The sequence below is a fragment of the Sphingosinicella ginsenosidimutans genome (assembly GCF_007995055.1).
Lineage (GTDB): Bacteria > Pseudomonadota > Alphaproteobacteria > Sphingomonadales > Sphingomonadaceae > Allosphingosinicella > Allosphingosinicella ginsenosidimutans.
Window position 1 is genome coordinate 2,748,654 of the sequence record NZ_VOQQ01000001.1, and the last position, 14,963, is coordinate 2,763,616.

Annotated in this window: 11 protein-coding genes and 1 tRNA gene; 5 read left to right on the plus strand and 7 right to left on the minus strand. The window is 67.7% G+C overall.

Annotated features, from left to right (window positions below; translation table 11 throughout):
- Window positions 1-2: 2 nt before the first annotated feature.
- Window positions 3-572, minus strand: a complete 570-nt coding sequence (locus tag FRZ32_RS13665; RefSeq protein ID WP_147044029.1) for a LemA family protein — start codon at window positions 570-572, stop codon at window positions 3-5.
- 68 nt (window positions 573-640) lie between these two features.
- Window positions 641-1,708, minus strand: coding sequence for a class I SAM-dependent methyltransferase (locus FRZ32_RS13670; protein ID WP_243445305.1), 1,068 nt, complete (start codon window positions 1,706-1,708; stop codon window positions 641-643).
- Between the two features lie 109 nt (window positions 1,709-1,817).
- Here FRZ32_RS13670 and addA point away from each other — a divergent pair, with 109 nt between their 5' ends.
- From addA to secA, 4 genes are all read left to right on the plus strand, one after another.
- Entirely contained in the window at window positions 1,818-5,222 is a 3,405-nt protein-coding gene (gene addA, locus FRZ32_RS13675; protein WP_147044030.1) for a double-strand break repair helicase AddA, read from the plus strand.
- Window positions 5,223-5,276: 54 nt separating this feature from the next.
- Window positions 5,277-5,615 carry a thioredoxin gene (trxA, locus tag FRZ32_RS13680; protein WP_147044031.1) on the plus strand — a complete coding sequence of 113 codons (339 nt, stop codon included), beginning with the start codon at window positions 5,277-5,279 and terminating at the stop codon, window positions 5,613-5,615.
- A 28-nt stretch (window positions 5,616-5,643) separates the two neighbouring features.
- Entirely contained in the window at window positions 5,644-5,964 is a 321-nt protein-coding gene (locus tag FRZ32_RS13685) for a hypothetical protein (RefSeq protein WP_147044032.1), read from the plus strand.
- Between the two features lie 114 nt (window positions 5,965-6,078).
- A complete protein-coding gene (secA, locus tag FRZ32_RS13690; protein ID WP_147044033.1) occupies window positions 6,079-8,817 on the plus strand; it encodes a preprotein translocase subunit SecA in 2,739 nt (912 codons plus the stop codon).
- Window positions 8,818-8,832: 15 nt separating this feature from the next.
- On the opposite strand, the gene FRZ32_RS13695 is transcribed toward secA, so the two are convergent.
- From FRZ32_RS13695 to FRZ32_RS13705, 3 genes are all read right to left on the minus strand, one after another.
- Window positions 8,833-9,483: a hemerythrin domain-containing protein gene (locus FRZ32_RS13695; RefSeq protein WP_243445306.1), complete on the minus strand. Its 651-nt coding sequence runs from the start codon at window positions 9,481-9,483 to the stop codon at window positions 8,833-8,835.
- A gap of 146 nt (window positions 9,484-9,629) precedes the next feature.
- Window positions 9,630-9,704: transfer RNA gene (locus tag FRZ32_RS13700), tRNA-Asn, on the minus strand.
- 67 nt (window positions 9,705-9,771) lie between these two features.
- A complete protein-coding gene (locus FRZ32_RS13705; protein WP_147044034.1) occupies window positions 9,772-10,551 on the minus strand; it encodes an NAD kinase in 780 nt (259 codons plus the stop codon).
- A gap of 99 nt (window positions 10,552-10,650) precedes the next feature.
- Here FRZ32_RS13705 and FRZ32_RS13710 point away from each other — a divergent pair, with 99 nt between their 5' ends.
- A complete protein-coding gene (locus FRZ32_RS13710; RefSeq protein ID WP_147044035.1) occupies window positions 10,651-12,657 on the plus strand; it encodes a putative bifunctional diguanylate cyclase/phosphodiesterase in 2,007 nt (668 codons plus the stop codon).
- 9 nt (window positions 12,658-12,666) lie between these two features.
- Here the strand turns inward: FRZ32_RS13710 and FRZ32_RS13715 are convergent, their stop codons facing one another.
- Complete coding sequence (locus FRZ32_RS13715; RefSeq protein WP_147044036.1) at window positions 12,667-13,770, minus strand: CaiB/BaiF CoA transferase family protein; 1,104 nt, start codon at window positions 13,768-13,770, stop codon at window positions 12,667-12,669.
- Complete coding sequence (locus FRZ32_RS13720) at window positions 13,770-14,960, minus strand: acyl-CoA dehydrogenase (RefSeq protein WP_147044037.1); 1,191 nt, start codon at window positions 14,958-14,960, stop codon at window positions 13,770-13,772. Before FRZ32_RS13720 ends, FRZ32_RS13715 begins: the two co-directional genes overlap by 1 nt.
- Window positions 14,961-14,963: the final 3 nt, after the last annotated feature.

The following is a 14,963-nucleotide window of genomic DNA, read 5'->3' on the forward strand; positions in this document are numbered from 1 at the left end:
AGTCAGGCCGCCGGCTGGCCGAACTTCACCACCGGCGCCGACTGGATCGACTGATCGGCATCGGTGTAGAATTCCTCTTCGCTGAAGCCCATCGGCCGCGCGACCAGCACGGCGGGGAAGGACTGGATCCTGGTGTTCAGGTCGCGAACCGTCGCGTTGTAATAACGCCGCGCGCTCTGAAGGCTGTCCTCGATCTCGGCGAGCTCGGTCTGGAGCTGCTGGAAATTCTGGTTGGCCTTGAGATCGGGATAGGCCTCCGCGACGGCCATGAGCCGGCCGAGCATCCCCGTCATCGCCGCGTCCGCTTGGGCAGTGGCGGCGACCGATCCGCCCTGGACCGCATCGGCGCGGTGTGCGGTCACCTGGGTCAGGACCTCACGCTCGTGGGTCGCATAGCCTTCGACCGTGCTGACCAGGTTCGGAATGAGATCGGCGCGGCGGCGCAACTGCACGGTGATGCCGCTGAACCCTTCCTTGGCGAGCGCGCGAACGCGCACCAGGCCGTTGTAGATCGCCACGCCCCACAGCAAGGCGACGACGACAATCCCGAGAATGACGAGCCCGACGATCATGAATTCCCTCCCTCAACCCCGCTGCTTCATAGGGCGGGGCGGGGTCGGAGTCGATAATCGCGAAACGATCAGGGCCGCGCTTCGATGACGAGGTTGAACGGCGTTTCGGCGGCGCGGCGGATTCGCGTGAATCCGGCTTCGCGCAGCACCTTGGCGAGCCGCGCCTCGCCGGCCTGGGCGCCGAGCGCGAGCCCGACTTCCTGCGACAGCGACGCCGGCGTGCAGATAAAGGTCGAGGCCGAATAGAACATCCGTCCGACCGGATTGAGATTGTCGGCCAGGCTGTCGCCGGCGAACGGCTCGACAAGCATGAACCAGCCATCTTCCTTCAGCATCGCGCGGATGTGGCGCGCGGCGCCGACCGGGTCGCCCATGTCGTGCAGGCAATCGAAGCAGCAAACCAGATCATAGTCGCTCCCCGGCGCGTCCTTCGCCGAGGCGACCTCGAAGTCGAGATTGGCCGGGCTGCCAGCCTCGGCGGCGGCAGCGCGGGCGCGCCGGATCGAGGCATCGTGATAGTCGAACCCGATGAACCGACTGTGCGGAAAGGCATCCGCCATGATGATCGTCGAGGCACCGTGGCCGCAGCCGATGTCGGCGACCTTCGCGCCCTCCTCGAGCCGCGCCACGGCGCCGTCGAGCGCGGGGAGCCAGGCCGAGACGAGATTGGCTCGATAGCCCGGGCGGAAAAAGTTCTCGGTCCCGCGGAAAAGGCATTCGTGATGCTCATGCCAGCCGACGCCGCCGCCGGTCCGGAACGCTTCGGTGATCTTGGGCTCGTCGATATAGGCCGACGCGATCACCTCGAACGCCGGCGCGACATAGGTCGGCGCATCCTCGTTGGCGAAGACCATGTGCTGCTCGGGCGAGAGCGAGAAGATTCCGCTGTCCGGCTCGCAATCGATGAATCCCGAAGCCGCCTGCGCGGCAAGCCATTCGCGCACATAGCGCTCGGCGAGCCCGGTCCGTTCGGCAAGCTCGGCGCTGGTGGCCGGCCCCTTGGCGAGCGCCTTGTAGAGGCCGAGCTTGACCCCGGTGATGACCAATGCGCCGCTCATCGCCGCGCCCATGTCGCCGAGCATCTTTCCCATGAATTGTTCGAGCTTTCCGGGGTCCGGAGCCGCCATCGTGGCCATCGCCGCCTCCATCACGAGTCGCGGACGCAAGAAATAGCACGAATCGTCCCATTCCTCGCATGACGCGTTTGCGGGTGACGGGTCGCGACGGCCGCGCTAGCCTTGTTCGATGGCCCATCGTCCGAAACCGCTCGCGCGCCTCGATGGCGATCAGCTTCGCGCTTCCGCCCCGCGCGATCATGCGGCGCTTTCGGCATCCGCGGGAACGGGCAAGACCCATGTGCTGACGGCGCGGGTGCTCCGCCTGCTGCTGCAGCGACGGCCCGAGGTCGATCCGTCCGCGATCCTGTGCCTCACCTTCACCAAGGCCGGGGCCGCGGAGATGGCCGAACGCATCCACCAGCGGCTGGCCTATTGGGTCCGGCTCGACGATTCCAGGCTACGCAAGGAGCTGTTCGCGCTCGGCGAGCCCAATGACGACGATGCGGTCGCGCGCGCCCGCACCCTGTTCGCGCGGGTGCTCGAATCGACCGGGGGCGGGCTCCGCATCCAGACGATCCACGCCTTCGCGCAGAGCCTGCTCGGGGCCTTCCCGGCCGAGGCGGGGCTGGCGCCGGGCTTTCGCCCGCTCGAAGGGCGCGAGGAAAAGCAGCTTGCCCGGTCCGCGCTGGCCGAATTGCTCGTCCGGGCGGAAGGGGAGGGCGACCACGGCCTTGTCCGCGATGTCCAGGCGCTGAGCCTGAGGCTCGGCGAGGGCGGGGCGGAAGGCTTCATGCGGACCTGTGCCCGCGCGCCCGAGGCGATGGCCGCGCTCGGTCCGCGCGAAGGCATCGAGGCGCGCCTGCGACATGCGTTCGGCCTTCCGATCGGGGATATCGAGGAGGCGATCGCGGCGGCTTGCGCGGACGACGCGTTCGATCTGGACTCGGTTCGAGCGATCGCCGACGCCAACCGCGCCTGGGGCGCGACGAGCGGCCTAGCGGCGTGCGACGCGATCGCCGCCTGGCTGGCGAAGGACCCGGCCGGGCGCAGCGCGGAGCTGGAAACGCTCGCCCTCGTCGTTCGTAGGCGCTCCGGCGAAATGCGAACATGGTCCGCCGGGCTCCTCAAGGTGGCGCCGGATTATCCCGGCCTGGCGGAGCGGCTTGGCAATGCCTGTTCGCGGCTGCTGACGATGCGCGCTGTCGCTTCATTCGTATCCGCCCTCGCGGCGGGCCTGCGCGCAGGGCAAGCTTTCGCGCTCGCCTACGATCGAGCCAAGCGGGCCGCCGGCGCGGTCGATTTCGATGATCTCATCCGCCAGGCCGAGAAGTTGCTGCTCAAGCCCGATATGGGCGATTGGGTGCGCTACAAGCTCGATCGGCAGACCGATCACATCCTCGTCGACGAAGCGCAGGACACGAACGAGCGGCAGTGGAACATCGTGCGCGCGCTCAGCCTGGAATTCTTCGCCGGCGAAGGTGCCCGCGGCCGCCACCGCACGATCTTCACCGTCGGCGATTACAAGCAGGCGATCTTCGGCTTCCAGGGGACGGATCCGAGAAGCTTCGAGACCGCCCGCGCCTGGTTCGCGCGCGAGGCGGGTGCGATCGGGCGCCCCTTCCTCGACCTGTCGGTGGACCTCAGCTTCCGTTCCTCGCCGGCGGTGCTCGAAGTCGTCGATCGGGTGATCGGAAATCTCGGCCACGAAGCCTTGGGGCTGCTGCGCCCGCCCAATCCTCATGCCAGCTTCTTCGCCGGTCGCCCCGGCTCGGTGACGCTCTGGGCGCCGTTCACGGACGAACGCGGCGAGGACGAGGATCCAGGCGAGGAAGGATGGGTGAGCGATACGGTGCGGCGCTACGCCAAGGCCGTCGCACGGCAGGTGAAGGCGTGGATCGACCGCCCGTTCCGCATCGAATCGGAAAAAAGGGCGCTGCGGCCCGAGGACATATTGATCCTCGTTCGCCGCCGATCGACCCTCGCTGCGTTGCTCGTGGCGCGGCTCCATGCCGAGGGGGTGCCGGTCGCCGGCGTCGATCGGCTGCTGCTGTCGGCCCCGCTCGCCGTCCAGGACCTGCTCGCGGCGGCGCGCTTTGCCGTGCAGCCGTTTGACGACCTCAACCTCGCGAACCTGCTGGTCTCGCCGCTGTTCGGCTGGTCGCAGGAAGAGCTTCATGCGGTCGCCGCAGGGCGCGGGCGGGCGCCGCTCTGGCAGGCCCTTCGTTCAGGCGGCACGGTGCCCGACGGATTGTCGGCCATCCTCGCCATGGCCGATTACGCGACCCCGCATGGCTTCTTCGAGACGATCCTGTCCGGGCCGATCGACGGTCGGCGCAAGCTGATGACCAGGCTCGGAGCCGAAGCGCGCGACCCGATCGAGGAACTGCTCTCCGCGGCGCTGGAGTTCGAAAGCTCCGGCACCTCGTCGCTTCAGGCGTTTCTCGACTGGTTCGCCCGCGACGATGTGGAGATCGTGCGCGATCCGTCGCGGCCGCTCGGCGCGGTGCGGGTGATGACCGCGCACGGCGCCAAGGGGCTCCAGTCGCCGGTGGTGATCCTCGCCGACGCCTGCGCCGACCCAGGCCGGCTCGGCCCCAATGCGCGGCTCGCCTCGGTGGAGATGGACGGGTCTTCCGTTCCGGTGTTCGCTCCGCGCAAGGAGGAGAAGGCGGAGCCGCTGGTCTCGCGTATCGCGGAACAGGAGGCCCGGGATCGCCAGGAACATTGGCGTCTGCTCTATGTGGCGCTCACCAGGGCGGAGGAGCGCCTCTATGTCGGCGGGGCGCTCACCTCGCGCGATCGCAACGGGCCGCCCGAGGCCAGCTGGTACAAGGCGGTCGAAGACGCGCTGGTCGGCCTTGGCGCCGCCTGGACCGAAGAGGAGCGCTGGGGCCGCACGCTCCATCACGGGGATCCGGAGACACCGTCGCGTCCCGACCTCCCAGTGCCGTCCACCCGCGCGACTCCGATGCCCGACTGGATCACCCGGCCCGCGCCGCTCGAGGCGCGGCCGCCGCGACCGCTGGCGCCCTCGGCGATCGGCGAGGATGATGCGCCCTATCCGCCGCCGGGCCCGGCGCTCAAGCGCGCGGCCGAGCGTGGCAAGCTCCTCCACAGCCTGTTCGAGCGGTTGCCGGGCGTCCCGCCGGCGGAGCGACGCGCCCGCGCCGCGCGCTGGCTGGAACATGCGGCGGGCGTGACCGATGCCGATTTTCGCGACGAGCTGATTGCCGATGCCTGCCGCGTGGTGGACGATCCGCGATTCGTCGACCTGTTCGGCCCGCAATCGCTCGCCGAGGCTCCGATCGCGGCGGTGATCGGCGGCGGCGACGTGGTTGCGGGCACCGTCGACCGCCTGCTGGTTGCATCGGACCGGATCCTCGTCGCCGATTTCAAGACGGGACGGCGGGCGCCGTTGTCGCTGGACGAGATTCCATCCGCCCATCTTCGCCAGATGGCGGCCTATCGCGCGGCGCTTCGGGTGATCTTTCCCGATCGGGCAGTGGAGGCGGCCCTGCTCTACAGCGCCGCGCCGATCCTCCATGCCCTGCCGGACAGCTTGCTCGACGCCCATGCTCCAGCCGGCGCTTGAGCCGGGGCAGGGCGCGTCCTACATATGCCGCACATCCTTTCAGGAGATGTTTTCATGGCCATCAAGACCGTCACCGATTCCTCCTTCCAGGCCGACGTGCTCGGCGCGCCCGGTCCCGTTCTGGTCGATTTCTGGGCGGAATGGTGCGGTCCGTGCCGGATGATCGCGCCTTCGCTCGAGGAACTGAGCAACGAGCTGGGCGAGAAGGTCACCATCGCCAAGCTGAACATCGACGAAAACCCCGAAGCGCCGGCCAAATATGGCGTTCGCGGCATCCCGACCATGATCCTGTTCAAGGACGGCGCGCCGGCGGCGACCAAGGTCGGCGCCGAGCCGAAGAGCCGGATCCAGGGCTGGCTCGAAGGCGCCCTGGGCTCCAGCGCCGCCGCCTGAGGCGAGGCGGATCGTCCCGAAAGTGCCGATGCGGGCGCGCGAGGGCATGGACCTTCGCGCGCCCGCTCACTATGTCCGCTTTCCGATGCAGTTTCTGCTGACCCTCTTTGCCTTGCTCAGCGCCGCGACCGGCGCGCTGACTGGCGCGCGCGCCCCGCAGGCGGAGGTGCATCAGTCGATCCGGGCCGAGAGCGTGGCCGAGGCAGGCCCGCGCGTCGCCCAGGCGGCGCAAACCGCGCTCGTCGGCGTGCCCGCGCGAACCTATGCCGCCCCGGCGCGACTGGCGCCGCGTGGCCCGCAGGTTCTCGCCGCCGCGATCCCGCTCTATGTCGATCGCCTGATCGAATAGCGCCCGAAATCTCCTTTCGATCGGCCGCGCCGCGGCCGCATTCACCCCAATCCTTTCGTCACAAGGGCTCCGGCTTCAGGCCGGCGCCGAGCCATAAAGTCAGGGAATTCCATCATGTTCGGCGGATTTGCCAAAGCCATTTTCGGATCGTCCAACGATCGTTACGTGCGCTCGCTGCGCAAGATCGTGGACAAGATCAACGCGCTCGAGCCGACCTACCAGGCGATGGACGATGCGACGCTCCAGAACCAGACCGCCGTGCTCAAGGGCCGGCTCGAAGCCGGCGAGACGCTCGACGACATCTTGACCGACGCCTTCGCCGTGGTCCGCGAGGCGGCGTGGCGCGTGCTCGGCCAGCGCCATTATGACGTCCAGCTGATCGGCGGCATCGTCCTCCACCGCGGCGAGATCGCCGAGATGCGGACCGGCGAGGGCAAGACGCTGGTCGCGACGCTCGCGGTCTATCTCAACGCGCTTGCCGGCAAGGGCGTCCACGTCGTCACGGTGAACGACTATCTCGCCCGGCGCGATGCCGACTGGATGGGCCAGGTCTATCGCTGGCTCGGGCTCACCGTCGGCGTCATCGTTCCCAATCTCAGCGACGACCAGCGCCGCGCCGCGTACAATGCCGACATCACCTACGGCACGAACAACGAATTCGGCTTCGATTACCTGCGCGACAACATGAAGTATGAGCGCGGCCAGATGGTGCAGCGCCCGTTCAATCACGCCATCGTCGACGAGGTCGATTCGATCCTGATCGACGAGGCGCGCACCCCGCTCATCATCTCCGGCCCGACCGAGGACAAGTCGGAGCTCTACATCGCCCTCGACGCCATCGTGAAGGATCTGCCCGACGACGATTACGAATATGACGAGAAGGACAAGCGCGTGCTGCTCACCGAAGAAGGCACCGAGCGGATGGAGCGGCTGCTCGAGGAGCGGGGGCTGCTGATCGGATCGAACCTCTACGATTACGAGAACACGCAGGTCGTTCACCATCTCAACCAGGCGTTGCGCGCGAACGTCGCCTACAAGCGCGACATCGACTATATCGTGAAGGACGGGAAGGTCGTCATCATCGATCCGTTCACCGGACGAATGATGGACGGGCGGCGCTGGTCGGAGGGCCTCCACCAGGCGGTCGAGGCCAAGGAGGCGGTCGAGATCGAGCCCGAGAACCAGACGCTCGCATCGATCACCTTCCAGAACTATTTCCGAATGTATCCGAAGCTTTCGGGCATGACCGGCACGGCGGCGACCGAAGCCGCCGAATTCTACGAAATCTACAAGATGAACGTCGTGACGATCCCGACCCACCGGCCGATCGCCCGCCGCGACGACGACGACGAATTCTACAAGAACCAGGAAGACAAGTTCGCCGCGATCGTCGAGGCGATCCGCGAAAAGCAGAAGCAGGGCCAGCCGATCCTGGTCGGCACCGTATCGATTGAGAAATCGGAGCTTCTTTCCGAATATCTCAAGAAAGCCAAGGTGAAGCACGAGGTCCTTAACGCCCGCTATCATGAGCAGGAGGCGCATATCGTCGCCCAGGCGGGGCGGCTCGGTGCGGTGACGATCGCCACCAACATGGCCGGTCGCGGCACCGACATCCAGCTTGGCGGCAATGCCGAGTTCCGGATCGAGGACGAGCTCGCCGGCATGGAGCCGGGGCCCGAGCGCGACAAGGCGGAGGAGCGGATCCGCCGCGAGGTCGCGGAGGAGAAGGAGAGGGTGATCGCCGCCGGCGGCCTGTTCGTGCTCGGCACGGAGCGGCACGAAAGCCGTCGTATCGATAACCAGCTGCGCGGTCGTTCAGGCCGCCAGGGCGATCCGGGCCTCAGCCGCTTCTATCTGTCACTCGACGACGATCTGCTGCGCATCTTCGGCCCGCAGACCATGTTCGCCCGCCTGATGAACAAGAATCTCGCGGACGGCGAGGCGATCGTCTCGCCCTGGATCTCGAAAGCGATCGAGACCGCGCAGAAGAAGGTCGAGGCGCGCAATTACGACATCCGCAAACAGGTCGTTGAATATGACGACGTGATGAACGATCAGCGCAAGGTGATCTACGAGCAGCGCGCGGACATCATGGACGCGGCCACCGTCGGCGATGTCGTCCATGACATGCGAGCCGAAACGGTGAACGGCATCATCGGCGAATCCATTCCGCCGAATTCCTATCCGGAGCAGTGGGATATCCCGCATCTCAAGGAGCGCGTGGAAAAGGTGTTCGATCTCCGCCCGCCGTTCGAGGAATGGGTGAAGGAAGAGGCGGTCGATCCGGAGATGTTCGTCGATCGTCTCCAGGCGCTCGTCGACCAGCAGGTCGCCGACAAGATCGCGGGCGTCGGCGAGGAAAGCTGGATCCAGTTTGAAAAGGCGATCCTGCTCCAGAGCCTCGACCAGCACTGGAAGGACCATCTGTCGATGCTCGATGCGCTTCGCCAGGTCGTGCACCTGCGCGCCTACGCGCAGAAGAAGCCGATCGACGAATATAAGCAGGAAGCCTTCCTGATGTTCGATCGGATGCTGACCGAAATTCGCGAGAGCGTGACGAGCACCCTCGCTTACGCCCGGATCGCGCCGCAGGAGATGACCCCGCTGCCGGAAATGCCCGAATTCATCACCCACCATATCGACCCGTTCACCCTGGAGGATGACGGGGCCGATATCGACGCGGGGACGGGCGCGATTCTGTCACGCCTGCCGCCCCTTCTGTCGATGCCGCCCGAGGGGAGCGCGCAGCCCGCCGCCCCGACGGGGACGGTCGAAGCTCCGGCGAGCCGAAACGCGCCATGCCCATGCGGGTCGGGCCGCAAGTACAAGCACTGCCACGGCGCGGTCGCCTGACGGCGGCCGGGCCGGTCAGGCCATCGCGAAGCCTTCCTTGTTCATCGCGGCGGTGAGCGTGGCGTTCTGCTCCTCGCTCATCGACTGCTTCAGGCGGGGAAAGACCTCTTTTTCCTCCATCTGGATATGCTCCTCGAGTAGCGCACGAAACTCGCGGATCTTCGCGATCCAGGCGGGGCTGTCCTTGCTCATCTTCTCGAGCTCGTAGAGGAAGGTCTTCACATAGCCGTGCTCGCCGTTGAGCGCGTCGGCGTCATGCGCGTCGTCGGCCTCGCGAAGCGCCGGATAGATCACATTCTCCTCCTCGGCGGCATGCTTGACGAGCGCATGCTTGAGCTGGACGAGAAGGTGCGCGCGGATGAAAGTCTGGTCGTCGGCGGTCGCCTCGATCTTGTCGAAGATGCCCAGCACGAGCCGGTGCTCCGCGGCCAGCGCCTCGTCCCAATTGCCGTTGGACGTCAGTCCCTGGACCATCAGCTTGCGCCCAAGATTCGCCGCGGCGCCAACCGCCGCGCCGGCCACCGCGGCGGCGGCGATCATGCCGGCCTGGCGTCCCGACCATCGAAAGGCGGAGCCCTGGGCCGTAGTTCCCGACGTCGAACCGCCTTTGCGGTTGGTGTCGCCATTCTTCGATTGCCGGCTTCTGGTGCGTGTCTGCGTCGCCATCGCATGTCTCCCTTGCAACTTTTGCGGGACAACCGACCGGTGCCGGCCAATGTTCCGCTAAGCTGCTGCGATCGATCCCGTTTCCGACATGACGAAGCGCGCGCGCCATAAGGCGCAGGCAATGGTCTCTTGAGGATCTGAAGGAGTGGCTCCCCGGGACGGATTCGAACCATCGACCAACCGGTTAACAGCCGGTTGCTCTACCGCTGAGCTACCGGGGAGCAGCCCGAAGGCGAGGCGCGCCTATAGCAGTCCTGTCGGGCCATGCAACCCTGTCAGCGGCGCTTTTCAGGCCGCGAACTGCTCCATCGAAATCCGCTCGTCGAGCGCATGTTCGGGATCGAAGAGCAGGGTCAGCGCCTGTTCGCGATCCATGCACACCTCGACCGTCGAAATATCGCGCACCTCATGCTGGTCGGCGACGGCCGAGACCGGCCGCTTGACCGGATCGAGCACCCGAAGCGAGACGCGCAAATCGTCCGGGATCAGCGCGCCGTGCCAGCGGCGTGGGCGGAAGGGGCTGATCGGGGTCAGCGCCATCAGCTTGGAGTTGAGCGGCAGGATCGGCCCCTGCGCCGAAAGGTTGTAGGCGGTGGAGCCCGCCGGCGTCGCCACCAGCACCCCGTCGCAGATGAGCTCCGGCAAGACGACGCGGCGATTGACCGAAACCTCGATCCACGCCGTCTGCCTTGTTTCGCGCAGCATCGACACTTCGTTGATCGCATGGTGCCGGACGACCTCGCCATTCACCCGCGTCGCCGTCATTTCGAGCGGCGCGACCGCGAAGGCGCGGGCGTTGCGGAGCCGCTCGACGAGCGCGTCGATCCGCCATTCGTTCATCAGGAAGCCGACCGTTCCCCGGTTCATCCCGAAGACGGGACAGACTTTCCCGCGCAGCAGCATTTCATGCAGCGTCTGCAACAGGAAGCCGTCACCGCCCAGGGCGACGATCTGCTCCGCCTCCTTGAGCGAGACGAAATCGTAGCGGCCGCGAAGCAACGCCTCTGCGGCGATCGCCGCTTCGGCGTTCGAGGCGACCAGCGCCGTCGGCTTGTCGAGCGCGTCCATGGCCCGCCTTGCTAGTGGGCGGCGCGCCCTGTGCCAAGCCGGGATGGATCGCCGGTCGATGGATTGGCGGCCGCTCTCGGGCGGGCTAGACCGCTGCCCATGGGGGCCCCGCTGTTCATTCTGTCCTTTCGTCACCGCGACGAATTGACCCGCGTGACCGAAAGCGCCGGATGGCAGCCGATCGCGGCACGCCGGGCGGACAATGCGGAGGCGCGGTTCGTCGCCTCGGGCGCGGCGGTGGCGGTCGTCGATGCCCGCGGCGCGCTGGGAGAGGGGCGCGACGCTGTCCGCGCCATCGCCGACGCGGTCGAGGCGAACGGCGCGGCGCTGCTGGTCCTCCTCTCGCGCGGCGACGGCGACGCGCTTGGCGAGATGTATGCGCTCGGCGCGACCCATTTTCTCGTCAGCCCCTTTTCCGACCCTCAGCTTGGCCATGCCGTACGCTTCGCGCGGCGCCACGCCGAGCGGGTCTTGGGCCCACGTCCGGCGCGGCGCGGCGGGGAGGAGAGCGATTCCTGGCGCTGGCGCCCCGGCTCGCGGACCGTGGAGTTGAGCCCTGCGCTCGCGCGCAAGGCCGGGCTCGGCGTCGATGGCGTCCGTCGGATCGGGCTGATGGAGCTTCTCCGCAAGCTCGACTCCGAAGGACGCCGCGCGGCGCGCGGTGCGATCCGCCGGGTGATGACCACCGGCGAGGCGACGGCCTTCGCGCACGGCGACGCGGATTCGCCGGGCGCGCGGATCGCCCATCATGTCCGGATCCGCGCGGAGGGCGAGATTGTCGGCCGCGCCGAGACGATCCTCTCCGATGACGCCGATGCCGGCGCGAGCCGCGATCCGCTGACGGGCGTCAGCGACGCGCGGGCCGCGCGGTCCTGGCTGGCGGAGCGGCTCGACGACGCGCATCGCGGCCCGGTGGTCGCTTTGCTGCTCGGGGTCAGCCGGTTCGATGCGATCAACGCCGCATTCGGCCGCGCAAGCGGCGATGCCGTGCTGCAGTCGATGGCGCGACGGATCGAACGGCAGGCGGAGGCGGACGGGCACGGCCGGCTCGCCGCGCGCCTGGCCGGCGCCGAATTCGCGGTGCTGCTCGACGCGCCGGCGACCATCGGTGACGGCCGGGTCCTCGCACAGGAACTCGTCGAAACTGTCTCGCGTCCATTCGCGGCCGGTGGTCATGTCGTCACTCTGGCCTGCCGGGCCGGGGTCGCGATTTCGCAGACTGGGGACGATGCCGCGGCCCTGCTGCGCCGCGCCAGCGCCGCGCTCGCCGAGGCCAAGGCCGGCGACGGCCCGCCCGTCCGAGTCCTCGAGGAGGGCGCCGAAAGCGAGACGGCGCGCGAGGGTCGGCTCGAAGTCGATCTTCGCCGCGCGCTCGACAAGGGCGAGATCGAGATCCGCTTCCAGCCTCAGGTCTCGATCGCGAGCGACCGCATCGTGGGGGCCGAGGCGCTCGTCCGCTGGCGCCATCCGCAGCTCGGGGAGCTCGGCGCGACGACCTTGCTTCGGGTCGCCGAGCGCTCCGATTATCTGGCGCAGCTCTCCGATCATGTGCAGCGCAAGGCGATCGCCGCCGCCGCCGCCTGGCCCGAAGCACTCGCCGGACTTCGGCTGGCCGTCAACATCACAGCGGCGGACATCGCGCGCCCCGGATTTGCCACGCAATTCCTCGCCATGGTGCGGGACAGCGGCTTCGATCCGGGGCGGCTCACCGTCGAGGTGACTGAAAGCGGCTTGATCGAGGACCTGGCGGGCGCCGCGGCGCTGCTGGCGGAGTTGCGCGGCGGCGGGCTTCGGGTCGCGATCGACGATTTCGGCACCGGCTATTCGAGCCTCGCCTACCTGAAGGCGCTTCCGCTCGATTATCTCAAGATCGACAAGCGCCTCGCGCAGGACATCACGGGATCGATGCGCGACCGGATCGTCGTGCGCGGCGTCATCGACATGGCGCGCTCGCTCGGCCTCGACGTGGTCGCGGAGGGGGTCGAAACGGAGGCGCAGCTCGCCTTGCTCGCGGCCGAGGGCTGCACCCTCTACCAGGGGTTCCTGCGCGCTCCGCCCGTCGACAGCGCGGATCTGGCCGCGCTCGTTTGCGAACAGGCCGGCTGAGCGCAGCGTCTAGGACGACGAAGCAGCGGGACTCGGCCGGTCGGACACCTGCCGCTTGCCGTCGATCACGATGGGGGAGGCGACCGCCGGCACACCGCCCGGATCGATGCGCATCCCCCGTGCGATCACCTGCGGATCGGCGAAGACCTGGGCGACATCATTGATCGGCCCGCCGGGGATCCCGCTGGCGGCAAGCGCGGCGAGAAACTCGTCGCGCCGGCGAAGCGCGATCCTGGGCGCCAGCGCGGCCTCGAGCTCGGCGCGGTTGCGCACGCGATCCGAATTGGTCGCAAAGCGCGCATCCTCGCCAAGCTCCGGCGCGCCGAGCAGGGCGCACAGCTTGCGATACTGCCCGTCATTGCCGACCGCGACGATGACATGACCGTCGGCCACCGCGAAGGTCTGGTAAGGCGCGATATTTGGGTGGGCGTTGCCCATCCGATGCGGCACCTGGCCGCCGACCAGGTAGTTCATCGCCTGGTTGGCGAGCACGGCGACCTGGACGTCGAGCAGGGCCATGTCGATGTGGCAGCCTTCGCCGGTCGCGTCCCGCCCGCGCAGGGCGGCAAGGATCGCGGTCGATGAATAGACGCCGGTGAAGATGTCGGCGAAGGCGACGCCGATCTTCTGCGGCTCACCATCCGGCTCGCCGGTCAGATCCATGATCCCGCCCATGCCCTGGATCATGAAGTCATAGCCGGCGCGCGCCGCATAGGGGCCATCCTGCCCGAAGCCCGTGATCGAGCAGTAGATGAGCCGCGGGTTCACCGCCTTGAGCGAGTCGTAGTCGAGACCGTATTTGCGAAGGCCGCCGACCTTGAAATTCTCGATGAGCACGTCGGCGTCGCGGACGAGATCGCGGATCGCCGCCTGGCCCTCGGCGCTTTCGAGGTCGATCGCGACGGATGTCTTGCCGCGGTTGCAGCCGTGGAAATAGGCGGCGCTGCCATCGGCGGCGAAGGGGGGACCCCAGCCGCGCGTGTCGTCCCCGGCGCCGGGCCGCTCGACCTTGATCACCTCGGCGCCAAGATCGGCGAGCAGCTGGCCCGCCCAGGGACCCGCGAGGATGCGGGCGAGCTCGACGACCTTTAGGCCCGCGAGCGGCCTGTCCATCAGAACGCGGCCAGCCCGGTGATCGCGCGCCCGAGGATCAGCGCGTGGACGTCGTGCGTGCCCTCATAGGTATTGACCGTCTCGAGGTTCGCGGCGTGGCGGATGACGTGGAATTCGGCGGAAATGCCGTTGCCGCCGTGCATGTCGCGCGCCTGCCGCGCGATATCGAGCGCCTTGCCGCAATTGTTGCGCTTGATGAGGCTGATCGTCTCGGGGATCAGCTCGCCAGCGTCGAGCCGCCGGCCGACGCGAAGCGCCGCCTGGAGGCCGAGCGTGATCTCGGTGATCATGTTGGCGAGCTTCAGCTGGACGAGCTGGGTGGCGGCGAGCGGGCGGCCGAACTGCTTGCGATCGAGCGTGTAGGTCCGCGCCGCATGGAAGCAGGCCTCCGCCGCGCCCATCGATCCCCAGGAAATGCCGTAGCGCGCGCGATTGAGGCAGCCGAACGGGCCGGCCAGGCCGCTGACGTTCGGCAGCAGGTTCTCCTCCGGCACCTCGACGCCGTCCATCACCACTTCGCCGGTGATCGAGGCGCGCAGGCTGAGCTTCTCGTTGATCTTGGGAGCCGACAGGCCCTTCATGCCCTTTTCGAGGATGAACCCCTTGATCTTGCCGTCATGGGCGTCGCTTTTCGCCCAGATGACGAAGACGTCGGCAATCGGCGCATTGGTGATCCACATCTTCGTGCCCGACAGCCGATAGCCACCGTCGACCCTGGTCGCGCGGGTGCGCATCGATCCGGGATCGGAGCCGGCGTCGGGCTCGGTGAGCCCGAAGCAGCCGACCCACTCGCCGGTCGCGAGCTTCGGCAGATACTTCTTCCGCTGTTCCTCGGTCCCGTAGGCGTTGATCGGGTGCATGACGAGGCTCGACTGCACCGACATGGCAGAGCGATAGCCGCTGTCCACCCGCTCGACGGCGCGCGCGATCAGGCCGTAGCTCACATAATTGAGCCCCGCGCCGCCATATTCGGGGGCGATGGTCGCGCCGATCAGGCCGAGCGATCCCATCTCGCTCATGATCTCGCGGTCGAACCGCTCCTCCAGATAGGCGCTCTTCACCCGGGGCAGCAGCTTGTCCTGGGCATAGGCCTCGGCGGTATCGCGCACCATCCGCTCCTCGTCGGACAGCTGTGCATCGAGCGCGAACGGATCGGCCCAGTCGAAGGGGAGGGGTTTGGGATCGGCCATCTC